At 71.0% G+C, this 22,214-nt stretch carries 23 protein-coding genes; 15 read left to right on the top strand and 8 right to left on the bottom strand.

The features are described 5' to 3' along the window. Positions 1-15 precede the first annotated feature (15 nt). Complete coding sequence (locus tag ACIWVC_RS25815) at positions 16-693, top strand: TetR/AcrR family transcriptional regulator (RefSeq protein WP_396450439.1); 678 nt, start codon at positions 16-18, stop codon at positions 691-693. Here the strand turns inward: ACIWVC_RS25815 and ACIWVC_RS25810 are convergent. Then, entirely contained in the window at positions 629-1,291 is a 663-nt protein-coding gene (locus ACIWVC_RS25810; RefSeq protein ID WP_396450437.1) for a TetR/AcrR family transcriptional regulator, read from the bottom strand. The two genes, ACIWVC_RS25815 and ACIWVC_RS25810, sit on opposite strands and share 65 nt — an antisense overlap. An 82-nt stretch (positions 1,292-1,373) precedes the next feature. On the opposite strand from ACIWVC_RS25810, the gene ACIWVC_RS25805 reads away from it, so the two are divergent. Further along, positions 1,374-2,837 carry a flavin-containing monooxygenase gene (locus tag ACIWVC_RS25805; protein ID WP_396450435.1) on the top strand — a complete coding sequence of 488 codons (1,464 nt, stop codon included), beginning with the start codon at positions 1,374-1,376 and terminating at the stop codon, positions 2,835-2,837. A 19-nt stretch (positions 2,838-2,856) separates the two neighbouring features. Next, positions 2,857-3,243: a nitroreductase family deazaflavin-dependent oxidoreductase gene (locus ACIWVC_RS25800; protein ID WP_396450433.1), complete on the top strand. Its 387-nt coding sequence runs from the start codon at positions 2,857-2,859 to the stop codon at positions 3,241-3,243. 36 nt (positions 3,244-3,279) lie between these two features. On the opposite strand, the gene ACIWVC_RS25795 is transcribed toward ACIWVC_RS25800, so the two are convergent. From ACIWVC_RS25795 to ACIWVC_RS25780, 4 genes are all read right to left on the bottom strand, one after another. After that, a complete protein-coding gene (locus ACIWVC_RS25795; protein ID WP_396450431.1) occupies positions 3,280-3,927 on the bottom strand; it encodes a TetR/AcrR family transcriptional regulator in 648 nt (215 codons plus the stop codon). 93 nt (positions 3,928-4,020) lie between these two features. Beyond that, positions 4,021-4,674, bottom strand: a complete 654-nt coding sequence (locus ACIWVC_RS25790) for a TetR/AcrR family transcriptional regulator (RefSeq protein WP_396450430.1) — start codon at positions 4,672-4,674, stop codon at positions 4,021-4,023. 78 nt (positions 4,675-4,752) lie between these two features. Further along, positions 4,753-5,628, bottom strand: a complete 876-nt coding sequence (locus ACIWVC_RS25785; protein WP_396450428.1) for a lytic transglycosylase domain-containing protein — start codon at positions 5,626-5,628, stop codon at positions 4,753-4,755. Between the two features lie 72 nt (positions 5,629-5,700). Beyond that, positions 5,701-6,315: a MarR family winged helix-turn-helix transcriptional regulator gene (locus tag ACIWVC_RS25780; protein ID WP_396450426.1), complete on the bottom strand. Its 615-nt coding sequence runs from the start codon at positions 6,313-6,315 to the stop codon at positions 5,701-5,703. Positions 6,316-6,598: 283 nt separating this feature from the next. Between ACIWVC_RS25780 and ACIWVC_RS25775 the strand changes: the two genes are divergently transcribed. Genes ACIWVC_RS25775 through ACIWVC_RS25735 form a run of 9 tightly spaced genes read left to right on the top strand, consistent with a single transcriptional unit; the run spans position 6,599 to position 15,936 of the window. After that, positions 6,599-7,402, top strand: a complete 804-nt coding sequence (locus tag ACIWVC_RS25775) for an MlaE family ABC transporter permease (protein ID WP_396450424.1) — start codon at positions 6,599-6,601, stop codon at positions 7,400-7,402. Further along, positions 7,402-8,256 (top strand): ABC transporter permease, encoded by an 855-nt coding sequence (locus ACIWVC_RS25770; RefSeq protein WP_396450422.1) that lies wholly within the window; start codon positions 7,402-7,404, stop codon positions 8,254-8,256. Before ACIWVC_RS25775 ends, ACIWVC_RS25770 begins: the two co-directional genes overlap by 1 nt. Continuing rightward, positions 8,253-9,329 carry an MlaD family protein gene (locus tag ACIWVC_RS25765; protein ID WP_396450420.1) on the top strand — a complete coding sequence of 359 codons (1,077 nt, stop codon included), beginning with the start codon at positions 8,253-8,255 and terminating at the stop codon, positions 9,327-9,329. Before ACIWVC_RS25770 ends, ACIWVC_RS25765 begins: the two co-directional genes overlap by 4 nt. Next, the gene (locus ACIWVC_RS25760; RefSeq protein WP_396450419.1) at positions 9,326-10,405 is read left to right on the top strand and encodes an MCE family protein; all 1,080 of its coding nucleotides are present in this window, start codon (positions 9,326-9,328) and stop codon (positions 10,403-10,405) included. The genes ACIWVC_RS25765 and ACIWVC_RS25760 overlap by 4 nt, the downstream gene beginning before the upstream one ends. Continuing rightward, complete coding sequence (locus ACIWVC_RS25755) at positions 10,405-11,427, top strand: MCE family protein (protein WP_396450417.1); 1,023 nt, start codon at positions 10,405-10,407, stop codon at positions 11,425-11,427. The genes ACIWVC_RS25760 and ACIWVC_RS25755 overlap by 1 nt, the downstream gene beginning before the upstream one ends. Next, positions 11,427-12,494, top strand: a complete 1,068-nt coding sequence (locus ACIWVC_RS25750) for an MCE family protein (protein WP_396454674.1) — start codon at positions 11,427-11,429, stop codon at positions 12,492-12,494. Before ACIWVC_RS25755 ends, ACIWVC_RS25750 begins: the two co-directional genes overlap by 1 nt. Continuing rightward, entirely contained in the window at positions 12,494-13,549 is a 1,056-nt protein-coding gene (locus ACIWVC_RS25745) for an MlaD family protein (protein WP_396450413.1), read from the top strand. Before ACIWVC_RS25750 ends, ACIWVC_RS25745 begins: the two co-directional genes overlap by 1 nt. Further along, positions 13,549-14,847, top strand: coding sequence for an MCE family protein (locus tag ACIWVC_RS25740; protein WP_396450411.1), 1,299 nt, complete (start codon positions 13,549-13,551; stop codon positions 14,845-14,847). Before ACIWVC_RS25745 ends, ACIWVC_RS25740 begins: the two co-directional genes overlap by 1 nt. 48 nt (positions 14,848-14,895) lie before the next feature. Then, a complete protein-coding gene (locus ACIWVC_RS25735; protein ID WP_396450409.1) occupies positions 14,896-15,936 on the top strand; it encodes a hypothetical protein in 1,041 nt (346 codons plus the stop codon). 52 nt (positions 15,937-15,988) lie between these two features. Here ACIWVC_RS25735 and rpsD read toward each other — a convergent pair whose 3' ends face one another. Then, entirely contained in the window at positions 15,989-16,594 is a 606-nt protein-coding gene (rpsD, locus tag ACIWVC_RS25730; RefSeq protein ID WP_396450407.1) for a 30S ribosomal protein S4, read from the bottom strand. 67 nt (positions 16,595-16,661) lie between these two features. Between rpsD and ACIWVC_RS25725 the strand changes: the two genes are divergently transcribed. Beyond that, on the top strand, positions 16,662-17,405 hold the full coding sequence (locus ACIWVC_RS25725; RefSeq protein ID WP_396450405.1) for a DUF2470 domain-containing protein: 744 nt from the start codon (positions 16,662-16,664) through the stop codon (positions 17,403-17,405). Positions 17,406-17,730: 325 nt separating this feature from the next. Continuing rightward, positions 17,731-18,912: a trans-sulfuration enzyme family protein gene (locus ACIWVC_RS25720; RefSeq protein WP_396450403.1), complete on the top strand. Its 1,182-nt coding sequence runs from the start codon at positions 17,731-17,733 to the stop codon at positions 18,910-18,912. On the opposite strand, the gene ACIWVC_RS25715 is transcribed toward ACIWVC_RS25720, so the two are convergent. Further along, the gene (locus ACIWVC_RS25715) at positions 18,909-20,063 is read right to left on the bottom strand and encodes a DUF5925 domain-containing protein (protein ID WP_396450402.1); all 1,155 of its coding nucleotides are present in this window, start codon (positions 20,061-20,063) and stop codon (positions 18,909-18,911) included. The genes ACIWVC_RS25720 and ACIWVC_RS25715 overlap by 4 nt on opposite strands. Before the next feature lie 42 nt (positions 20,064-20,105). Beyond that, positions 20,106-20,870, bottom strand: a complete 765-nt coding sequence (locus ACIWVC_RS25710; protein WP_396450401.1) for a lysophospholipid acyltransferase family protein — start codon at positions 20,868-20,870, stop codon at positions 20,106-20,108. 134 nt (positions 20,871-21,004) lie between these two features. Here ACIWVC_RS25710 and ACIWVC_RS25705 point away from each other — a divergent pair, with 134 nt between their 5' ends. Continuing rightward, positions 21,005-21,862, top strand: coding sequence for a hypothetical protein (locus ACIWVC_RS25705; RefSeq protein ID WP_396450399.1), 858 nt, complete (start codon positions 21,005-21,007; stop codon positions 21,860-21,862). Positions 21,863-22,214 lie beyond the last annotated feature (352 nt).

The raw sequence follows: 22,214 nt of genomic DNA, 5'->3' as shown, positions 1-22,214 counted from the left end.
AGAGAGGAGCGGCGGGTGACCTCCGACACCCCGCGCCCCGCGCTCACCCGGGACCGCATCGTCCAGGCGGCGGTCGCGCTGATCGAGCGGGAGGGCGCGGAGGCGCTGTCGATGCGCCGGGTCGCGGCCGAACTGGACGTCGCCGTCATGTCCCTCTACAACCACGTCCCGAACAAGACCGCGCTGCTGGAGGGCGTCGCGGAGCGGGTCGTCGAGGGCCTGGAGCTGGGGGACGACCCCGGCCGGTCCTGGCAGGAGGGCGCGCGCGCCCTCGTCCGCGCGTTCCGGAAGGTCGCGCACGACTACCCGCGCTGCATGACGATCGTCCTCACCCACAAGGTCGACACCGCGGCCGGGCTGCGGCCGATGGAGCGGGCGCTCGCGCTGGCCGACGCGGCGGGCTTCGACGCCGAGACCGCCGTGCGCACCATGCGGGCGCTGCTCGCCTACGCGATCGGCGCACAGGTGCGCGAGGTGGGGATGGAGAAGATGCTCGGGCACCTGGCCGAGACCGGCGCCGAGTCGTGGAACCGCCTCGACCCGGAGGAGTTCCCGCACGTCATCGCCTACGGCCCCCAGCTGGCCGCGCACGACCCGGAGAGCGACTTCGAGTTCGGCCTCGACCTGCTCATCGCGGCTCTGGAGGCGCTTCCCCGCCGGCCGGCGGGGAAGCCGGGGCCAGGTACGGGCTGAGGCCCTGCCGGCAGAAGTCGGTCATGTGGCGGGCCGCGTCCTCGGCCGACACGTCGGGGCGGCTCGTCAGCCACAGCGCCATCCGCTCGCTCGCCCCCATGATGATCTGCGTGTACGCCTCGATCACGTCGGCGGGCGCGGACGGCGCGAACGTCGCCAGCACCCCGGCGATCAGCGCGCTCTGCTGCCGCCTGGTCGCCTCCACGGCCTCGGCGGTCTCCGGGGACGCGGCCGTCGGCTCGCGCAGCAGCATCGCGAACGAGTCGCTGTGGGCGTCGATGAAGGAGAAGTAGGCGACCATGCCGCGCCACAGGACGTCCTCGGGGGTGGCGGCGCCCGCCATGGCCTTCTGCGTGACGTCGAGCAGCTCCGCCTTGGACCGGGTCACGCACGCCACGAGCAGCCCGTCCTTGGAGCCGAAGTACTCGTAGAGCATCGGCTTGGAGACCCCGCAGCGCTCGGCGATCTCGTCCATCGAGGTGGCCTGGTAGCCGCGCTCGCCGAACACCTCCTCCGCCACGTCCAGCATCTGCTGCTCGCGCGCGGCCCGGGACATCCGCCTGCGGCGGGCGGGAGGCTGCGGTGTGGCGGCATTCACAGGGGAACCTCTCTGTTGGACCTACCGTCAGTAACCTACTCCGGGTAACTTACCGGAAGTAGGTTACGTGGGAGGATGGGTTATGAGCGAGCGCGCCCCGGCGATCGTCATCATCGGCTCCGGCTTCGCCGGCCTCGGCATGGCGATCCGGCTCAAGCAGAACGGCTTCCACGACTTCGCCGTCCTGGAGAAGAGCGACGCGCTCGGCGGAACGTGGCACGACAACACCTACCCCGGCTGCGCCTGCGACGTCCCCTCGCACATGTACTCGTTCTCCTTCGAGCTGAATCCCGGCTGGACGCGGATGTTCGCGCCGCAGCCCGAGATCCGCTCCTACATGGAGCGCACCGCCGACAAGTACCGGGTGCGCGAGCACATCCGGTTCGGCGCGCGGGTCGACTCGATGGAGTACGACGACGACGCCCGGCGCTGGAACGTGACGCTCGCGGACGGGACGGTGCTCACCCCGAAGGCCGTCGTGTCCGGCATCGGCGCCCTGCACGTCCCGTCGTTCCCCGACCTGCCGGGCATGGAGCGGTTCCGGGGCACCGCGTTCCACTCCGCCGAGTGGGACCACTCCTGCGACCTCGCGGGCAAGCGCGTCGCCGTCATCGGGACCGGCGCGTCCGCGATCCAGTTCGTCCCGCAGGTCGCGAAGAAGGCCGCCGACCTCGTGGTCTTCCAGCGGACGGCGCCGTGGATCCAGCCGAAGCCGGACGTGGCGATCCCGGCCCCGGTGCGCAAGGTGTTCGAGAAGGTGCCCGGCACCGCCCGCGCCTTCCGCAACGGCATCTACTGGGCGCTGGAGGCGCGCGCCGTCGGCTTCACCATCGACCCGCGGCTGTCCGCCCCGCAGGAGAAGATCGCCCGCCGGCACATCGAGCGGCAGATCTCCGATCCGGAGCTGCGCGCCAAGGTGACGCCCGACTACACGATCGGCTGCAAGCGGATCCTGCTGTCCAACGACTACTATCCGGCGCTCACCCGCCCCAACGTGCACCTTGAGACCTCCGGCGTCGCCGAGGTCCGGGAGGGCTCGATCGTCACCGCGGACGGACGCGAATACGAGGTCGACTGCATCATCTACGGCACCGGCTTCAAGGTGACCGACGCCCTCACCGAGCTGCGGGTCACCGGCCGGAACGGCGTCAAGCTCCAGGAGATCTGGGCCGACGGCATCGAGGCGCACCGCGGCACCACGATCCCCGGCATGCCGAACTTCTTCATGCTGCTCGGCCCGAACACCGGCCTCGGCCACAACTCCGTCGTCTTCATGATCGAGGTGCAGATCCAGCACGTGCTGAGCTGCCTGCGCCTCCTGCAGGAGCGGGGCGGCGACGCGATCGAGCCGAAGCCGGAGGCCGCGCGCCGCTTCAACGACCGCATGCAGCGGCGGCTGCGCCGCGCCGTGTGGAACGAGGGCGGCTGCAGCAGCTGGTACCTGGACGACCAGGGCGTCAACCGCACCCTGTGGCCGGGGCACACCTTCGAGTTCTGGGCGACCTGCCGCAAGGCCGACCCGGACGAGTACCTCATCACCCGCTGAGCGTGTTACTCATGGGGGCATGCCGAAGCCGCTGATGCCGAGATGGGCTCCCCGCTTCAACAAGGCGGTCACCAACCGGATCCAGGGCGTCTACGCCCCCTACGTGCCGCCGCTCGCGGTGATCGTGCACCGGGGCCGCAGGTCGGGCCGCGAGTACCGGACGCCGGTGACGGCGTTCCGCAGCGGCCGGCGGCTCATCGTCGGGCTCCCGTACGGGCGGGACACCGACTGGGTGCGCAACCTGCTCGCCGAGGGGCGCGGCGGCGTGCAGCGGATGGGCCGCGTCCGGCGCATCGCGAACCCGCGGGTGCTGACCGCCGCCGAGGCGGGCGACCTGCCCCGGCCGGGCCGCTACGCCGCCCGCTGGATGGACGTCCTCGTCGCCGACATCGAGGACGCGGACTGACCGCTGCCTCCCGGCCCGCTGCTTCCTCCCGGCCCGCTACTTCTCGGGCGCGAACATGGGGCGGAAGCCCGCGACGAGCTGCCGGATGACCGGGCGCTGCTCGGCCGGGGTGCGGCCCCGCAGGTCGTGGATGGGGTCGAGGCCGTCGTAGTACGGCGCCAGCGCCAGGAACGGCAGCAGCGTCATCAGCCAGGTGGCGAGGACGTCGAGGTCGGCGTCCTCGCGGATGGCGCCCTCCGCCTTCCACAGCTCCAGCGTCGGGTGGATGACCTGCAGGTAGTGCTGGTTCGCGGTGTCGCGGACCACGGACCGGACGCTGTTGTCGAGCTCGAAGTTCGTCGCCGCGGTGACGCCGCGCTCCAGCGGGTGGTCGGCCATGTACTCGGTCCAGTCGCACAGGACGTCGAACAGCCACTCGTCGAAGGACTGGTCGAAATCCACCCGCTCGATGCGGCGCTCCATCTCCTCGCGGATGCGGCGGGACGTCTCGTCGCACACGAACGCGAAGAACTCCAGCTTGTCGCTGAAGTACTGGAACAGCGAGCCCTTGGCGATGCCGGCCTCGCGCGCGATGGTGTTCAGGCTGCCGGTCGAGTACCCGTGCTCCCCGAACTCGCGCATCGCCACCTCGAGCACCCGTTCGCGCTTGGCGACGTTGAGGCGGAACCAGGTCGACGTCGGCATGGACTCCTTCGACTTTCCGTCAGGAACCGGTAACCAGAAGGTCAGGATAACGGTCCGTGGCGTCCCGCGTGACGCGAACGTCACCCGTGCCGCTCAGCGGGCGAGGCGGATCAGGATCCGGCACACCTCGTCGATGATCTCCGCGGCCTCGTCCTCGCTCTCCGCCGTGGCGATCTCCCGCCCGGCCTCGCCGATGACCGTGGTGAGCACCAGGCTCAGCACCTGCTCGGCCCGCCCGGCCGGCTCGCCGGGCGCGGGGCCGCGCAGCAGCTTGGTGTTCTGCGCGATCCAGTGCTGGGCGCGGCTGCGCCGCATCAGCGACGAGCCGGACGGCCCCTCGCCGTCGAGGAACAGCCGGGCCGCCTCCCGGCGCTCCCAGCACACCCGCAGGTAGGCGCGGGCGCCGGCGGTGAACAGCGCTATCGGGTCGGACTCCCCCTCCTTGCGGGCGGCGGACACCGCCTGCGCGGCGCTCGCCTCCTGCTCGGCGGTCAGCTCCTCCCACAGCGCCACGTACAGCCCGGCCTTGCCGCCGTAGTGGTGGTAGAGGCTGCCGACGCTGATCCCGGACCGCTCGACGATCTCGGCGATGCCCGCGTCGGCGTAGCCGCGGTCGGCGAAGACCCGCTGCGCCGCGCTGAGCAGCGCCTGACGGGTGGCGTCGGCGCGGGCCCACTGCCGCCCTCCGCCCGCGTGCCCGTCGCCGTTCGCGGTCTCGTTCCCCTGGCGCGCCCTGCTCGTCCGCATCCCTCCATGGTGCCAGGTCGCGGACGCGCGGACGCGGAACCGGTGCCCGGCGGCGGATGCTCGGCACAGGCGGTCCGCTCAGTACCAGTGGTGCGCCTGCCAGAACGACCAGGCGCCGCACGGGTCCTTGTAGCGGGCCTTGATGTAGCCGAGGCCCCACGCGATCTGGGTGGGCGAGCTGGTGCGCCAGTCGGCCCCGGCGCTGACCATCTTCGACCCGGGGAGCGCCTGCGGGATGCCGTAGGCGCCGCTGGACGGGTTCTGGGCCCGCTCGTTCCAGCCGCTCTCGTGGTTCCACAGCGTCAGCAGGGACGGCCAGCAGCGGCCCCAGCCCTTGAGGGCGTTCATCTTCTTGCCGTACGCCTTGTTCTGCGCGGAGCTCGGGTTCGACTTGGCGAGGCGCTCGCGCTCCTTCTGGGCCTTGAGCTTCGCCCGCGCCGCCGCGTCCCGCTTGGCCTTCTCCTTGAGCCGCTTCAGCTCGGCCTGGTGCTCCTTGTAGGCGCGCTCCTTGGCGTGGGCGATCGCGTCGGCCGCGACCTTGTCCATGTCGGACGCCGACGTCAGCTTGGCGAGCATGTCGTTGGTCGACAGGCCGGCCGCGGCGGCCTGCGGCGGCTTGGTGTCGTCGCCGGTGAACCGGTCGAGGTCGACCAGCACCACGGCCGAGCCGAACACGGCGATCGCGGCGGCGGTGATCGTCACGTTGCTGGTGAGGACCCGGCGTACGCGGCGCTTCTTCTCCGGGGGGAGGGAGGGCGGCCCGTCGGACCGGTCGGGCCGGTCGAACCGGCCGGGCCCGTCGAACCGGTCGCGCCCGTCGAACCGGTCGCGGGGGCCGCCGCGGCGGGCCGCGCCGTACGCGTCGGGCGCCTCGCGCGGTGGGGGGACCCGTTCGGGACGGGCGCGCCGGCCGCCGCCGGCGGGACGTCTGCGCGTGCCGTGACTCTGTGGCATAGGAGAAGACTGCCTTATCGCCCGGGTGTCGTGGTGTCGGAGTGAAGGTACGCGGGCGGCATGGTACGCGGTTCACCCCCGTCCCGTCACCGGCGTCCCGTCACCGCCGCGCCCGGCCCCGCCCTCGCCGTTGCCGCGTTCCACGGGCTCGACGTCGCCGGCCGCGAGGCGCGCCGGCTGCAGCGCCTCGAACAGGTCCCGGTGCATGCCGCCGAACGCGGCGAAGGCGCTGCCGGGCGCCTCCAGGGCGAGGCCGACCGCGTTGACCCGGTCCCGCCCGGCGGGGGTGATCTCGACGAGCGTGGCGCGCCGGTCGCGCGGATGCCGGGCGCGGCCGACGAGCCCGGCGGCCTCCAGCTGGTCGACGGTCAGCTTCACCGTCGTCGGGTGCATCATCAGGAACCGGCCGAGCGTGCTCAGCCGCGCGCTGCCGTGCGAGGTGAGGGCGAGCGTGGTGAGCAGGAAGTACCCGGTCCGGGTGAGGCCGAGCCGCTGCACCTCGTCGTCGAGCGCCTTCTTCATCAGCTGGTTGAGCCGGCCGACCGAGCAGATCGCCATGAACGGCCACGGCTCGCCGTGCAGGCCCTGCTTCTCCCAGCGGTCGCGGACGCCCATGACCAGCGGGTCCGCGCCGCCGTCCACGTCGTCCGCCATCTTCCGCCCCGCCTCGATCCCCGCCTCGATCATCGTGCGCCGATCGTAGCTTCGGACAAATCCAGATGTAAGTACTCGCTTCTTAGACCTTCTTCCAATAGAGTGCCACAGATCACAGACGGTGCCCGAGTGCTTGCTTGGGCCCCCGGTGATCCCGGTCTCTGCCGAGACCACGGTGGCGCGCAACGAAGGCTCTGTACGTGGGCGCCGCCTGTGGGCCGGCGGAATCCGGAGTATCGGATGGGCGCCGACGTCCGAGAACGAAGGAGGCTGGTATGTACCTTCGCCCCGCCCCCACGGGGGAGGTCACCGGCTGATGGCCCTGAGCCTGACCAAGGCTCCCGATCTGGCACGCAGGCGCGTCGAGCGGGCGCTCGACGAGACCGGGCTGCTGTGCGTGACCCTCCTCGAAGGGCTGCGCCGCTCCTGGGACCTGCGCCAGTGGTGGGGCGAGTTCATCGAGCAGTGCTGGTTCCTGGCGCGCGTCACGAGCGTCCCGGTGATGCTCATCGCGGTGCCGCTCGGCGCGACCATCTCGCTGCAGGTGGGCGACATCGCACGGCAGCTCGGCGCGCAGTCGGGCACCGGGGCGCTGCTCACCGCCGCGATGATCCAGCAGGTGGCGCCGCTGGCCGCCGCGCTGCTGGTCTCCGGCGTGGGCGGGTCGGCCATCACCGCCGACATGGGCGCCCGCAACATCCGCGACGAACTCGCGGCCATGGAGGTCATGGGCATCAACCCGATCCACCGCCTGGTCACCCCCAGGCTGTGGGCGGCGAGCATGGTGTCCGGGCTGCTGTGCTCGGTGGTGATCCTGGCGGGCGTGCTCGGCGGTTACTACTTCAACGTCATCCAGCAGGGCGTCAGCCCGGGCGCGTTCTTCGACGGCTCGACGACCCTGCTGCAGTTCTCGGACCTGCTCATCACCCTGTTCAAGGCGTGGGTGTTCGGCTTCATCGCCGCCGCCGTCGCCTGCTACATGGGGATGAACTGCGACTACGGCCCCGTCGGCGTCGGCCGCGCGGTGAACAAGGCCGTCGTCGTCACCTCGATCGTGGTGTTCGCGACGAACTACATCCTCACCATGATCTACCAGGTCCTCTTCCCCCCGAGGTTCTGATGGTCGCCATTTCCCCCGTCCGCAAGCTGGGCCGCGCCGTCCGGGGCCGGACCGCGGGCCTCGCCGCGTCGGCCAACCTGCCGATCTTCCTCGGCCGGGTCCTCTACCACCTGCTGTTCGACATCATCCTGAAGCGCAAGTACGGCAAGACGCTCGCCAAGCAGGTCAGCGACATCACCGTCGGCGTGGGCGCGCTCGTCATCGGCGGCGGCATGATCTTCGTGATCGCGACGATGTCGCTCGCCACCGGCGCGATGGTCGGCCTGCAGGGCTACCCCGGGCTGGAGCGCATCGGCGCCGAGGCGTTCACCGGGCTGGTCGCGAGCTACTCCAACGTCCGCGAGGTCACCCCGATCATCGCCGGGGTGGCGCTGGTCGCGCAGGTCGGCACCGGGTTCACCGCGGAGATCGGCGCGATGCGGATCTCCGAGGAGATCGACGCGCTGGAGGTCATGGGCATCAACTCCCTGGCCTACCTGGTGTGCACCCGCGTCGCCGCCGGCGTCATCGCGCTCGTGCCGCTGTACCTGGTCTCACTGTTCATGGCGTTCTTCGCCACCAGGTTCATCACGATCCAGTACTTCGGGCTTTCGCCCGGTATCTACGACTACTACTTTCACCTCTACCTGCCGCCGATCGACGTGTTCTACAGCGTCATCAAGGTCGCCGTGTTCGCCTTCATCATCATGTTCATCCACTGCTACCGCGGCTACTACGCGGCGGGCGGCCCGGTGGGCGTGGGCGTCGCCGCCGGCCGCGCGATCCGGGAGTCGACCATCCTGATGATCCTCATGAACCTGGTCCTGTCCTACATCTTCTGGGGACACGGCAGCACAGTGAAGTTGACCGGATGAGCGAAGAGACTCTCTCCCAGCGCTCCCGGACGGCCTTCGGGCTGGTCGGCGCGGGCGTCATCGCGGCCGCGGCGGCGTTCGTCGCGATCGGCTCCACGCCCGGCCACTCGGGCTCCACGTACTACAACGCGACGTTCGGCCGGGCGGGGCAGGGCCTCGACGCGGGCAAGTCCGAGGTGAAGGTCCGCGGGATCTCCGTCGGCACCGTCGACCACCTGAAGCTGACCGGCAACGGCCGCGTCACCGTCCGGATCCGGGTCGACAAGGGCGTCAAGGTCGCCGACACGGCGGTCGCGACGGTCGAGCCGGTCTCGGTGTTCGGGCCGAAGGACATCAGCCTCGACCTCGGCGCGCACGAGCTGAGCGGCCCGTACCTGAAGGACGGCGGGACGATCACCAGGACGCACGACCCGGAGGAGCTGTCGGACACCGCGTGGCCCGCCTACAACCTGACCAAGGCGATCAACCCCGACGACGTGGCGGCCATCCTGCACACGTTCGGCTCCGGGCTGTCCGGGCAGGGGCAGGCGCTGCGCCGCACGATCGACAACGGCGCCATCGTCGTCGACGCGACGCACCGGGACCGCGCGGCGATCAACGCGCTGCTGAACGACATCAACGGGCTGTCGGGGACGTTCGCGTCCCGCGGCGACACGCTCGCCGCGTTCACCGGCGACTTCAACCGGCTCAACCAGGCGATCAACGAGCGTCCCGACAAGGTCTCGCAGCTGCTGGACAGGTCGAGCAGGCTCGGTGACACGCTCGGCCGGAACCTGCAGCAGCACGGCCGCAACCTCGGGAGCATCATCGACGGCGGCGGCGACGTCGTGTCGGTGTTCAACGGCCAGCGGCGCAACATCCCGGTGCTGCTGGACAGCCTGAACGGGTTCTTCAACCTGCTGGCGCAGATCATCCGCGTCCCCGGCCCGGAGGGCACCGTCATCGCCCAGGCGCGCAACGACCTCCCGCTGGACATCTGCCAGATCTTCGTGGACGCCTGTACGGCCAAGCCGCAGAAGACCGCCTTCGAGCTGCGGCTTCCGGCGCAGAACAAGACCGGGGGGCGCCCGTGAGCCCGCGGATGCGCCGCAAGGCGGCGCGCGGACCCGACTACGCCACGACCCTGAAGACGCTGGTCTTCGTGGCGCTGACCGGGCTGCTGACCTTCTACATCGGCCAGCAGATCCTCGGCACCAGCTTCCACGCCCGCTACAAGCTGACCGCGACGTTCGACGACGTCACCGGCCTGCTCGAAGGCGACGACGTGAAGGTCGCCGGGACGCCGGTCGGCCAGGTCGACAGCATCGAGGTGGTGCGCGGCAAGGCCGTCGTGAAGATGGCCGTCGACAAGGACGTGCGGCTGCCCTCCGACTCCACCGCCGCGATCCGCTGGCGCAACGTCATGGGGCAGCGGGTCGTCTACCTGGAGCCGGGGTCGAGCCAGAGCATGCTGGGCGACGGCGACCGCGTCCCGCACACCCGGTCCGCGGTGGACCTCGGCGACGTCGTGAACGCGCTCGGCCCGCTGACCCGCAACCTCGACCCGAACCAGCTCAACAAGATCCTTTTCGCCTTCTCCCAGGCGCTGGACGGCAACGAGCAGAACATCTCGGCGCTGACCGACAACCTGGACCTGCTGCTCCAGACGTTCGCGGCGCGCAAGAAGACGATCGAGGGGATGATCGACGACTACGAGACGGTGAGCGCCGCCGTCGCCACCCGCGACAAGCAGATCGCGGCGAGCATCGACAACCTGCAGTCGCTGACCAAGGTGTTCGCGAACAACCGCAGGCTGCTGGAGAACGCGATCGTCGAGATCGACGGCGTCACCACCAACCTCAACCAGGTCCTCGGCGGCAACGACGCGCAGCTCGCCCGCATCGTCGACAACCTCGGCAAGTTCGCCGAGACGTTCCGGCTCAACGTCGACCAGCTGGAGAAGATGGTGCAGCAGCTTCCGCTGACGCTGCGCCAGCTCTTCGCCTCCGCCAACGGCGGCCACTTCCTGCGCACGAACGCTCTCTGCCTGAACGTGATGCAGGGACCGTGTCCATTCCCGATGGAGCTGCCGAGAGCGCCCGGGACGGACGGGCCGTCCAAGGACGACCTCGCCAAGCTGAGGAAGATGCTCCAGGGGGGTGGCGGCTGATGGCGCTGAGGTCCCTGCGCGACGTCGACCACAAGCTCGTCGCGATCGTCACGCTCACCGCGCTCGGCGCGGCCTGCGTGTTCGCGTTCGCGGTCGGGCAGCTGCACCTGTTCGAGCGCGGCTACACGATGAGCGGCGAGTTCAGCGACGCCTCCGGGCTGAAGAAGGGCCAGGACGTGCGGGTGGCCGGCGTGAAGGCGGGCCGCGTCACGTCCGTGAAACCCGACTTCAAGCACGGCAAGGTCATCGTCACCTGGCACGTGAACGCCGGGATCGACCTCGGGCCGAAGACGCGGGCCGAGATCCAGACGACGACGCTGCTCGGCGGCCGCTACCTGCGGCTGTCCGGCCCGGTGTCCAAGCCCTACATGGCGGACGTCCCCGAGTCGAGGCGGCGCATCCCGCTGTCGCGCACCAGCGTCCCGTTCACCGTCCCGGACGCGCTGGAGGGCGCGCAGAACATCGTCGGCAGGCTCGACGAGAAGAGCATCGACAAGCTGCTCACCGAGGTCAACAAGATCAAGTCGCCGGGCGCGGAGAAGCTGAACCGGATCCTGGTCAACATCCAGGAGCTGTCCCGGATGCTCAACGACTCCTACCCGCAGATCCAGCAGCTGATCGAGAGCAGCAAGACGATCACCGGGACGCTGGCGAGCAAGGACCGGCAGCTCCGCGAGATCATCGACTCCAGCCGGGTGCTGCTGCAGACGCTGGTGAAACGGCGCGACGAGCTGGCCGCGACGATCGGGCAGGGCAGCCGCACCGTCCGGACGCTGTCCAACGTGATCGCCAAGAACCAGAAGCAGCTCGACACCCTGCTCAGCAACCTGCACCTGCTGACCACTCGGCTCGCGCCCAACATGGACGCGCTGAACACGAACTTCTCGCTGCTCGGGCCGACGTTCCAGCAGGTCGCCAACCTCAAGGGCAACGGCCCCTGGGTCGAGGGCGTGCTCACCGGGCTCGGCCCGCTGCAGCCGCCCGGCCCGATCTCCACCCGGCGCGGCCAGGGAGGCAACTGATGGGGCGCGTCACGGCGGGAGGACGACCCTCCGCCTCACCCGGGAAGGCGAGGGCGAAGGGGATCGCGATCGCCCTCGGCCTCACCCTGACGGCGTCGCTGGGCGGCTGCTCGCTCGCCCCGTCGCCGGACGACCGCACGATGGTCGTCTACGTGCCGAAGGCCCGCTCCTTCTACCCGCAGTCGAAGGTCAAGGTGATGGGCGCCGACGTCGGCCTCGTCGACAAGGTCGAGAACCAGGGCGACAAGGTCAAGGTGACGTTCCACCTGCGCGGCGACGTCCCGCTGCCGAAGGGCGTGCAGGCGTCGATCGTCCCGCTGAACCTGATCGGCGAGCGGAACCTCGTCCTGCATCCGGCGTGGAAGCCGGGAGAGCCGAAGGAGAGCTCGAACGTCATCCCGATGGAGCGCACGCACGTGCCGGTCGAGGTGGACGACGCGCTCAGCTCCTTCACCAACCTGGCGAACGCGCTCGACCCGACCAAGATGCAGTCCGCGCTCGGCACCGCGGCCGACACGGTGCGGGGCAACGGCAAGGAGTTCAACGCCACGCTCGAGCAGAGCGCCCGCCTCATCGAGAACGTCGCCGGGCAGGACCAGGAGCTCATCGAGGTCGCGCGGAACCTCGACCGGCTGGCCGGGGTGGTGCGCGGGCGCGAGCAGGTCCTCGGCACGATGATCCGGGACTTCGGCGAGGCGAGCCGGGTGCTCAGCTCCGAGCGGGGCGAGCTGCAGCAGCTGATCAGCGGCATCCTCGACCTCGCGAAGAACGGCGACAAGCTGCTCCAGAAGTACAAGGGCAACCTGCCCTACGACCTGGCCGTCCTCACCAGGGCGGCGCTGGTCCTCAAGGGCAACGCCAAGGAGATCGCGCAGCTGCTCCACGTGCTGCCCGGCATCGGCGACGCCCTGATCGGCGGCTACAACCCGAGGACCAAGTCGCTGCAGATCCGGTTCGCCACCGACGCGTTCCTGCGGACGTGGCTGAAGGGCCTGATGAACACCGACGACGTCGGCTGCCCGCTGCCCAAGCCGAACTCCAACTGCCCCTGGGACGGAGGCAACTGATGGGCGGGAAGATCCTCCTCCTCGTGGTCGCCGTGGCCCTCGCGGTCTCGGGCTGCTCGTACCAGACGGCCGGCGCGCCGAAGGGCGATCTGACGCTCACCGCCACGTTCGACGACGCGCAGGGCCTCGTCGCCGGGCACAGCGTGCAGATGTCCGACATCACGATCGGCACCGTCACGAAGGTCGAGCTGGTCGGCTACAAGGCGAGGGCGACGCTGTCCATCGAGGACGGCATCAAGATCCCCAAGGGCACCAGGGCCGAGATCAAGGTGACCTCGCTGCTCGGCGAGAACTACGTGGACCTGCAGCTGCCGCCCGGCGCGAGCATGGACCGCGGCCCGTTCCTCGCCTCCGGCTCCGCGATCACCGACACCAGCGTCCAGCCCGCGTTCGAGGAGGTCGTCGGGCAGGCCGGGCCGCTGATCCAGGCGCTCGCCGGCGACGACGTGGCGACGGTCGTCAATGCCGGGGCCACCGCGCTGGACGGCAACGGGCAGAAGCTCAACAAGACGATCGCCCAGGCGAGCGACCTGGTGAGGATGTTCGCCCGGCAGCGCATCGAACTCGGCGAGTCCATCGACCGGTTCGCGAAGCTCGGCCGGTCGCTCGCGAAGGGCGACGACGCCCTCAGCGAGGCGCCGGGCCAGCTCGAACGCACGACCCGGATGCTGAACGACGACAAAGAGAAGATCATCAAGGCCGTCGACCGGCTCACCGAGATGGCGCACGAGCTGAACGACAAGGTGCTGGTGGGGCGCATCGCCCGGTTCCGGCGGCTGCTGAACGACCTCGACCCCGTCCTGCAGCAGCTCGGCGGCAACCGCAAGCGGCTCACCGCCGTCGTGGACGGCATCGTGGCGTTCTCGTACAAGATCCCGCTGGCCAGCTACGACGGCCAGCTGCTGCTGTACCCGATCCTCCGCATCACCTGGCCGGACGGGCGGCCGATCTTCCCCGGCCTCAGCGAGAAGCCGGAGAAGACCGCCGCGACCAAGATCCCGAAGAAGCTCGACGAGGCGCTGCCCGACCTTGAGAAGATCCTGGGAGGGCGCTGATGACCAGGCGGCTGACGATCAACCTGGTGGCCTTCGGCGTCCTCGCCGTGGTCATGGTCGTGTGGGCGTTCAACAACGTCGTCCGGTTCGACTTCATCGACCGGCCGTACCACATCACCGCGGAGTTCGAGTCCTCGCCGGGCCTGCACCCGAACTTCGAGGTCGACTACCTCGGGCTGCGGATCGGCAAGATCGACTCGGTGAGGCTGGAGAAGGACAAGGTCGTCGTCCGGCTGGACATCGACCGCGGGGTGAAGATCCCGCAGGGCGTCACCGCCGCCGCGGCGCGCAAGTCCGCGGTCGGCGAGCCGGTCGTCGAGCTGACGCCGGGCGCCGGGAAGGCGGACGCGCCGCCGATGCGGCCCGGCTCGGTCATCCCGGTGTCGCAGACGTCCGTCCCGCCGAAGTACGGCGACCTGTTCGGCGCGGTCATCGACTCGCTGAAGGCGATCAACCCCGACGACGCCAAGGTGCTCACCCATGAGCTGGCCGAGGGCTGGTCGGGCCGCGCGGACTCGCTCCGGCAGATCATCAACGGCGGCGACGACCTCACCAAGACGTTCGCGGAGAACACCGAGCTGCTCGACGGGCTGACCAAGGACCTCGGCCGGATCACCGAGGTGCTGAACCGGAACCGCGGGTCGCTCGGCGCCGGCATCGACAATCTGGCCGCGCTGACCGCGGCGCTCAGCCAGGTCCGCGGGCAGATCGCCGAGCTGCGCGACCGGGGCCCCGACCTGCTCGACACCGTCAACGGGCTGCTCGGCCGCACCGAGGCCGACTTCGGCTGCGCCGTCGACATGCTCGGCAACTGGGGCATCAGCAGGTACAACCCCGGCTATCTGAAGGACCTGAACAAGACGCTGGGGCGGGCGCCGGAGCTGAAGACCGTCCTCGACAACGTGATCGGGATCGACCAGGGCAAGCCCGTCCTGAACGTCGTCTTCCAGGTCACGCTGAACACCCCGGCGACGCTGGAGTACAAGTACCCGCTGCCGCAGCCGGCGGTGAACAAGGTCCCGACCTGCCCGGGCGGGCGGATGCCGGCGGTGACCAAGCAGAAGCCGTACCGGGCCAAGAACCCGGGCGAGACGATCCCGACGCACGACCCGGCGCTGGACCGGCAGGACGTGCAGGCCAGGAAGGCCGCGAACAACAGCGACGACTCTTCCGGCGGGCCGCCGGTGTGGCTAGTGTACGTTCCCCCGGTCATCGCCCTGCTGGTGCTGATCAGGGTCATGATGGGCTCGGTGCCCGTGGTGTCCCGCCTGGGCCGGCTGCGCCGGCGCAAAGACTGAGTCGGCCGCGCCGGCGCAAGGACTGAGCCAACCCGAGGAGCTACCGAAGTGACAGCCAAGACCGGCAAGGACCAGGCCGACCGGGCCGAGGAGGTCGAGGCGGTCCCGGCCGAGGAGCGGGCGGAGACCCAGGCGGAGAACGGGAAGGCGGCGGCGCGGCCGGCGCGGCCCGCCGCCAGGCGCAAGCGCCGGGTGCGGGTCATCGAGGTCATCGACGACGAAGATCTGGACGAGGTGCTGGAGGCCCTCGACGCCGAGGACGCGGCGGACGAGGAGGCGGACGAGGCCGCGGAGGAGCCCCCGGCCCGCCCGGCCGGGCCCGCTGCGAAGCCGGTCGTGAAGCCGGTCGCGAAGCCGGTCGCGAAGGCGGCTCCGCAGGCGGCTCCGCAGGCCGCGAAGCCGCGTCCGGCCCGCCTCGACCCCCCGGAGACGGCCGCCGACGAGGAGGCGCCGGCGAAGGCTCCGGCCTGGGTTCCCGCCGCGGCGGAGGGGCGGGGCTTCGCGCTCCCCCTCGTGCCGACGGTGGTGCTGGCCGTCCTGGTCGTCGTGCTGGCGGGCCTCGCGACCTGGCAGGGGACGACCGCTCACTCCCTGTCGTCGAAGCAGGACGAGCGCGAGGCCATCAGCAAGGTCGTCACCGACTACGGCAACGTCGCCTACAACTACAACGCCACGAACTACCAGACGCAGACCGACAAGGCGCTGAAGCTGATGGCCGGCGACCTGGAGGAGGACTACAAGAAGAACACGGTCCCCACCCTCGCCAGCGCCTTCCAGGCCGATTCCCAGGTGGCGCTGACCTCCAAGACCAACCAGGTGTTCGTCGGCAGCGTCAACGGCAGGTTCGCCACGGCCGTGCTCATGATGGACATGGCGCTGAAGACCAAGGACGGCGCCATCAACCAGCCGGCGACGCTGGTACGGCTGTCCCTGAGCAAGGTGGACGGCGAGTGGAAGATCACCCAGCAGTACCCGTCCGGCGTCAACGACCAGAACAAGAACCAGCGGCAGGGGCAGCTGCCGAGCGTCCCGAGCGGCGGCGCGTCGGAGACGCCGAAGCCGGGCAAGAGCGAGAAGCCGAAGAACTGACGTCCCGCGAGCGGCCCGCACGGAGGCGTGCGGGCCGACTCGGCGTCCTGCGCTAACGCGAGTAGTGCTCGACGACGAGCTGCTCGTCGCAGCGGACGGGGATCTCCCCGCGCTCGGGGATCCGGACGAGCCGCGCGGCGAGGGCGTCGTGCCGGACGTCCAGATAGGGCGGGACGGTCTCCGCGTGCCCGCCGGCCGCGGCGATCTGGAACGCGTCCATGCCGCGGCTGCGCTCGGCGATCGTGATGACGTCGCCGGGGCGGAGCCGGTAGGACGGGCGGTCGACGCGGCGGCCGTTCACCAGGACGTGCCGGTGCACGACGAACTGCCGCGCCTGGTAGACGGTGCGGGCGAACCCGGCGCGCAGGACGAGTGCGTCCAGCCGGCGCTCCAGGTCGGCGAGGAGCTCCTCGCCGGTCTTGCCGCCGGCCTTGGCGGCCCTGGCGAAGGCGTTGCGGAGCTGCGCCTCGCGGATGTTGTACTGCGCGCGGAGCCGCTGCTTCTCGCGGAGCCGCACCTTGTAGTCGCTCTCCTGCTTGCGGGCGCGGCCGTGCACGCCGGGCGGGTAGGGGCGGGCCTCGAAGTACTTGACGCTCTTCGGCGTCAGCGGGATGCCGAGGGCCCGCGACAACCGCACTTTGGGCCGGGGGTTGTTCATCACTCTCCTCAGTGGTTAGGTAAGGCTAAGTTAGGTAAGCCTAACCTTCAACGTCAAGGAGGCAGGGGTGCGGCGAGCGGAGACCACCGTGCGGGGACCGGGGGCGGCGGAACGGGCCAGGACCCTCGCGTACGGCATCGCGGACGGCGCGCTCGCCGTGCCGGGCGTCCCGGACACCCCCGTACCGGCGCACACCACCGGCCGCGGCGGCAGGCCGCTGCTGCTCGTCCCCTCGTCCGCGCCGGCCGCCGCGGCGGACGACGTCCCCGCCACCCTGCGGATCTCCGACGTCGCGCCCGTCCCGTTCGCCGACCGGCTGCGCGGCCGGGCCTGGCTGCACGGCTGGCTCTCCCGGGTGCCGGAGGCCGGGCTGCGCGCCGCCGCGCTGCGGCTCTCGCACGTCCACCCGCGTCCCGAACTGCTCGGCGTGGGGGACGGCGAGTGGACGATCCTCGCCCTGGAGGTCGCCCAGGTCGAGATCGACGACGCGTGGGGGAGCGCCACCCTCGAACCGGAGGAGTACGCCGCCGCCGCGCCGGACCCGTTCGTCGCGATCGAGGCCGGCGTCCTCACCCACCTGGACTCGGCCCACCGCGACGAGCTGACCGCGCTGCTGCCGGACTCGGTCCCCGCCGGTCCCGTCCGGCCGCTGGCGCTCGACCGGTACGGGATGTGGGTACGCTGCACTCCGCCGGCCCCGGAACCGCCGTCCTCGTTCGACGTGCGCGTCGCGTTCGCCGAGCCGGTAAGTGATCTCCACGGTCTCCGCCGCGTCTGCCGGCGGCTGTTCGCCGACGCGGCCCGGGGCTGACCCGTACGTACGTAGGCCCCCGCACCCCGGCGCGGACCCGCAATTGGCGGTGATCTCCCGGATGGTGCGGAGGGGGTCCGCCGGGTGATGCTCGGGTCTCCGGCCGAGGGACGCCGAAACGGCCCCTTTGTCGGGACGATCCCGATCGCCGGCCGGCCCTCGCGGGGTGGGCGGGCCGGTGGCGGGAACCGTACCGGCAGGGGGCCGGCGCCCCCCGGCCGGGCCGGTGGTCCGGCGCCGCGTAGCACCAGACGGGGGGCGTGGTCCGGGCCACTGGTCGCAATTGGCCGTTCCGGGTCCCCGAATCCCGCCGCAGGCTGGAGACATGACCGGACACCATCCGCAGACCCGGGCCGTCCATCCGCCGGTGATCGCTCCCGAGGGGAGCCGGCCGATGGCGGTCCCCATCTACCAGGGCCACCTGTTCGCCTTCGACGCCGCCGCCGACCTGGCCGCCGCCTTCTCCGGCCCGGACGAGGCGTTCTTCTACGCGCGCATGGGCAACCCGACCGTCCGCTCCCTGGAGCGGGCCGTCGCCGAACTCGAAGGCGGGGCCGGGGCGTTCGCCACCTCCTCCGGCATGGGCGCGATCAACGCGGTGCTGATGGCGATGCTCCGCGCCGGCGACCACGTCATCGCGCAGACCGCCCTCTACGGCGGCACCTACGCGCTGCTCAACGACCTCGCCGACCGCTGGGGCGTCGACGTCACGTTCGTCACGGGCGACGACCCCGCCGAGGTGCGGGACGCCCTGCGCCCCGACACCCGCATCCTCTACCTGGAGACGGTCGCCAACCCCACCACGCACGTGACGGATCTGCCCGCCTTCACCGAGGCCGTCCGCGGCGCGGGCGTGCTGACCGTGGTCGACAACACCTTCGCGCCGCTGCTCTGCAAGCCGATCGAGCACGGCGCCGACGTCGTCGTCCACTCCACGACCAAGTACCTCAGCGGGCACGGCGACGTCATCGGGGGCATCGCCGTCTTCGCCGACCCCGACGTCCACCACCGGGTCTGGCACCACGCCCTCGACCTGGGCTGCACCGCCGACGCGTTCGCGGCGTGGCTGACCGTCCGCGGCATGGCGACGATGCCCATGCGCGTCGCCCGGCAGAGCGCCACGGCCCTCGACCTGGCGCGGCGCCTGGCCGGGCACCCGTCCGTCACCCGCGTCCACTACCCGGGCCTGCCCGGCCACCCGCAGCACGAGGTCGCCCGCCGGCTCCTCCCGGACGGCGCCGGCGGCGTCCTCGCCTTCGAGCTGGCCGGCGGGCGGGACGCGGGCCGGGTCTTCTCCGAGGCGGTCGAGCTGATCTCCCTGGGGCCGTCCCTGGGCAACATCGCCACCCTGGTCATGCACCCGGCGAGCACGTCCCACCGCCAGATGGACGCGGCCACCCTGGCCGCCGCCGGCATAGCCGAGGGCCTGGTCCGCCTCTCCGTCGGCCTGGAGGACCCGGACGACCTCTGGGCCGACATGACCCAGGCCCTGGACAAGGCGGCCTAGAGGTAGAAGCCCGTCGCCGCGGTCTCGGCGTTCTCGCTCCGCGGACGCTGCTCGCCCTTGCGCAGCGCGACCAGTTCGGCGAGGGTGGCGCCGTCGGACGCGACGTCCGCCGGCGGGACTCCGGAGCCGTCCAGCCAGGTGAGGGCCTCGTCGCGGGTGAGGCGGCCGACCTCGATCTGCGCCAGGCAGCGCCCGGGGCGGACGACGGCCGGGTGCAGCCTGGCGAGGTCCTCGTTGGTGGTGATCGCCACGAGGACGTCGCGGCCCTGGCCGAGCATTCCGTCGGTGAGGTTGAGCAGGCGGGACAGGCCCTGGCCGGTCGACTGCTTGGCCTCGCCGCGGATCAGCTCGTCGCAGTCCTCCAGGATGAGGAGCCGCCACCGGCGGTTCTCGTCCTCGTCGTCGCCGACCGCGACCTCCATGAGGTAGCTGGGGGTGCCGAAGAGGGCCTCCGGGTCGAGGACGCAGTCGGCCTGGCACCAGTCGCCCCACGCGCGGGCGAGGGCCCGCAGCGCGGTGGTCTTGCCGGTGCCGGGCGGGCCGTGCAGGAGCAGCAGCCGGCCCGCGACCTCGTCGCGGGTGAGGTTCATCACCGCGTCGAGCGCCTCGGCGACGGGCGCGGTGTAGTTGCGCCGGATGTCGTCCCACGAGTCGGCGGTGATCGCGCGCTCGCTGCGGACGGGGCCGTGCGAGCCCATGTGCCAGAAGCCCATCTCGACGCTGGTCTCGTCGGTCTTCGGCGGCTCGGTCGCGTCCTTGACGCACGCCTCCAGGACCGACTCGGCCAGCTCGTCGGTGACGGCGGACACCGCGACGTAGGCGATGCCGCTCTTCCAGCGGTTCGTCAGCAGCGTCCAGCCGTCGCCCTCGGCGAGCACCGATTCCTTGCCCTTCTCGCGCGCGACCCGCACGAGGCGGGCGCCGTCCGGGCGCAGCGGCGCGTCGGCCTTGACGTGCTCCAGCCGCGTCGACCGCGACCAGGGCTGCTCGCCGGACGCGAACGGGCGCAGCGACAGCACGTCCATCACGTCGGCGGGCGAGTTGTCGTCGGACAGGTTGAAGACCACGGGCAGCGCGGCGTCGGCCCCCGGCGCCTCCGGGGGTTCGATCAGATGCAGGACCTCGTGCGTCCTCTCCTGCGGCATGGTCATGCCTAGCATGATCACGCGCGGTGACGGACGCCGTCCAACGAATTACGCGCCGGACTCGCGGGCCGCCCTGCGCGCCTCGGCCTCTTCGAGGTCGAGCTTCTCGGCCTCCTCGGGGGTCGGCGCGGTGCCGCCGAGGTAGGCGGGCTGCCACCAGGTCTCGTCCGAGCGCGGCACCTCGGGGTACTCGCGCTGCGCCTTCTCCAGCAGCTCGGACATGCGCGCGCGCAGCTCCCGGGTGACCGCGTCGTAGTCGTCGCCGCGCTTGGGGTACATGGGCTCGCCGACGAGGATCGTGACCGGGACGTTCCGCTGCCACAGCCGGCGCTTGCGCCCCTTGGTCCACATGCGCTGCGGGCCCCAGATCGCGACCGGGATGAGCGGCACCTTGGCCGCGACCGCCATCCGCACCGCACCGCTCTTGATCTCCTTGACGGTGAACGACCGGCTGATCGTCGCCTCCGCGAACACCCCGACGATCTCGCCGCTCTTGAGCGCCTTCAGCGCGGCGGCGTAGGACGAGGCGCCCGCGTTCCGGTCGACCGGGATGTGGCGCATCCCACGCATCAGCGGCCCCGCGACCCGGTTGTCGAAGATCTCCTTCTTCGCCATGAACCGCACCAGACGCTTGGCGGGGTGGGCGGCGAGGCCGGCGAAGATGAAGTCGAGGTAGCTCACGTGGTTGCTGACGAGCACCGCGCCACCGGTGCTGGGGATCTGGTCGGTCCCCTCCAGACGGAACTTGATGTTCAGGACCTTGAACACACCGACAGCCGTCTTGATCACCGGTGGGTACACGAGTTCGCGCATGTAGGCACCGTACTTGAGGCGCTCATGATCAGCGAGTGTGCGGCGGGGATCGCGATGGATCACACAACGGGCCCGAACTCTGAGAAGGTTGGGGGTGACGTGATCCGCCGACGGCTGAGGGAGGATGAGCTTTCATGGAACCGTTGGACGCGGCGGCGGACGTGCACGCGCTCATCCGCGACGTGCTGCCCGCCTTGGCGCCCAGCGCCTGGTTCGACCCAGGCACGTCGGAGGTGGTGCTGCCCGTCGGCCGGTCCGAGGCGCGGGCCTCCAGCTGGACGGTCCTGGAGCGGTGCGCCCGCGAGCCGCGCTCGGCATGGCCCCGCGTGGTGGACGAGTGGGTCCGCGAGGTCGGCGACCGCGCGTTCCTCGCGATCGGCGAGATGGAGCTGTTCGGCGACGTCAGGGAACTCTTGCGGCTGCGCATAGTGCCGAAGCTCGCGCCCCGCGACCGGGAGGGCCTCGTCGTCGTCCCCGCCGGCGACCACTTCGACGCGATGGTGATGATCGAGCACCCGCGGTACGGCGGCCCGCTCACCAAGGCCCGCGCCGGCCTGCTCGGCCTGCACAAGCTCGGCTACGTGATGACGAACACCCACGACCGGGAGCTGGCGGACGTCTCGGTCCACGACCAGCCGCTCCTGCCGGGCCGCAACGTCCGGGTCGTCGGCAAGCCCGGCAGCCGGTACGTGTCGGCGCTGCTCAGCGAGGTCGACCAGTTCCTCCCGTGGCCGAACGAGCACGGCGCCCTGGTCGGCGTCCCGTGCCACAGCACGCTGCTGCTGTACCCGATCACGTCCACGGCCGTCCGCGAGGTGCTCCCCGTGTTCGCGGACGTGGTGCGTGAGATGCACGACGCCGCCGACGACCCGTGCGCGCCGGGCGTCTACTGGAGCCACGGCGAGCGCCGCCTGACCCCGCTCCCCGCCGACGCCCCGACGGAGGGCACCGGCGAGTTCGCCACCCTCCTCCGCCACCTCCCCGAAGAGTAGAGCCCCACCACACCCCCCCGGACGAGCACGGTTCACCCCCTCTTGGACTGGGGTCGGAAGCCGGGCGCGGACCACGGGCATGCGCCAAGGGGGTTCCAGGAGGTCGCTCCATGAAACAAATGCCGACGCCTCTTGGACGAGAACAATTCACACGCTCTTGGACCAGACCCGAGCCGCAGCACCAACCGAAGCGACAGGCACGGGCAGGCACGCGGAGGGCGCTCTAGCGCCCGGAGCGGGCATGCCCGGCGACGCAGGCGACCGCAGCGACCCCGCACAAACCGCAACAGGCACAGCGACCGCAACAAAGGAGCGAGGATCGCCTGCGTCGCTAACGGGGGTTCCAGGGGGT

This window comes from Actinomadura sp., assembly GCF_044508335.1.
In the GTDB taxonomy this organism is placed as follows: Bacteria; Actinomycetota; Actinomycetes; order Streptosporangiales; family Streptosporangiaceae; genus Spirillospora.
The sequence above is the reverse complement of the archived record's forward strand: the minus strand, read 5'-3'. Positions and strand labels throughout refer to the sequence as shown.

Bases quoted from the DNA above. Each gene is read 5' to 3' on its own strand.
- ACIWVC_RS25790 (WP_396450430.1), bottom strand. From the start codon at position 4,674: ATGCGGACGAGCAGGGCGCGCCAGGGGAACGAGACCGCGAACGGCGAC.
- ACIWVC_RS25775 (WP_396450424.1), top strand. From the start codon at position 6,599: ATGGCCCTGAGCCTGACCAAGGCTCCCGATCTGGCACGCAGGCGCGTC.
- ACIWVC_RS25785 (WP_396450428.1), bottom strand. From the start codon at position 5,628: ATGCCACAGAGTCACGGCACGCGCAGACGTCCCGCCGGCGGCGGCCGG.
- ACIWVC_RS25765 (WP_396450420.1), top strand. From the start codon at position 8,253: ATGAGCGAAGAGACTCTCTCCCAGCGCTCCCGGACGGCCTTCGGGCTG.
- rpsD (WP_396450407.1), bottom strand. From the start codon at position 16,594: ATGAACAACCCCCGGCCCAAAGTGCGGTTGTCGCGGGCCCTCGGCATC.
- ACIWVC_RS25805 (WP_396450435.1), top strand. From the start codon at position 1,374: ATGAGCGAGCGCGCCCCGGCGATCGTCATCATCGGCTCCGGCTTCGCC.
- ACIWVC_RS25710 (WP_396450401.1), bottom strand. From the start codon at position 20,870: ATGCGCGAACTCGTGTACCCACCGGTGATCAAGACGGCTGTCGGTGTG.
- ACIWVC_RS25755 (WP_396450417.1), top strand. From the start codon at position 10,405: ATGGCGCTGAGGTCCCTGCGCGACGTCGACCACAAGCTCGTCGCGATC.
- ACIWVC_RS25800 (WP_396450433.1), top strand. From the start codon at position 2,857: ATGCCGAAGCCGCTGATGCCGAGATGGGCTCCCCGCTTCAACAAGGCG.
- ACIWVC_RS25745 (WP_396450413.1), top strand. From the start codon at position 12,494: ATGGGCGGGAAGATCCTCCTCCTCGTGGTCGCCGTGGCCCTCGCGGTC.
- ACIWVC_RS25750 (WP_396454674.1), top strand. From the start codon at position 11,427: ATGGGGCGCGTCACGGCGGGAGGACGACCCTCCGCCTCACCCGGGAAG.
- ACIWVC_RS25780 (WP_396450426.1), bottom strand. From the start codon at position 6,315: ATGATCGAGGCGGGGATCGAGGCGGGGCGGAAGATGGCGGACGACGTG.
- ACIWVC_RS25770 (WP_396450422.1), top strand. From the start codon at position 7,402: ATGGTCGCCATTTCCCCCGTCCGCAAGCTGGGCCGCGCCGTCCGGGGC.
- ACIWVC_RS25715 (WP_396450402.1), bottom strand. From the start codon at position 20,063: ATGACCATGCCGCAGGAGAGGACGCACGAGGTCCTGCATCTGATCGAA.
- ACIWVC_RS25705 (WP_396450399.1), top strand. From the start codon at position 21,005: ATGGAACCGTTGGACGCGGCGGCGGACGTGCACGCGCTCATCCGCGAC.
- ACIWVC_RS25795 (WP_396450431.1), bottom strand. From the start codon at position 3,927: ATGCCGACGTCGACCTGGTTCCGCCTCAACGTCGCCAAGCGCGAACGG.
- ACIWVC_RS25740 (WP_396450411.1), top strand. From the start codon at position 13,549: ATGACCAGGCGGCTGACGATCAACCTGGTGGCCTTCGGCGTCCTCGCC.
- ACIWVC_RS25720 (WP_396450403.1), top strand. From the start codon at position 17,731: ATGACCGGACACCATCCGCAGACCCGGGCCGTCCATCCGCCGGTGATC.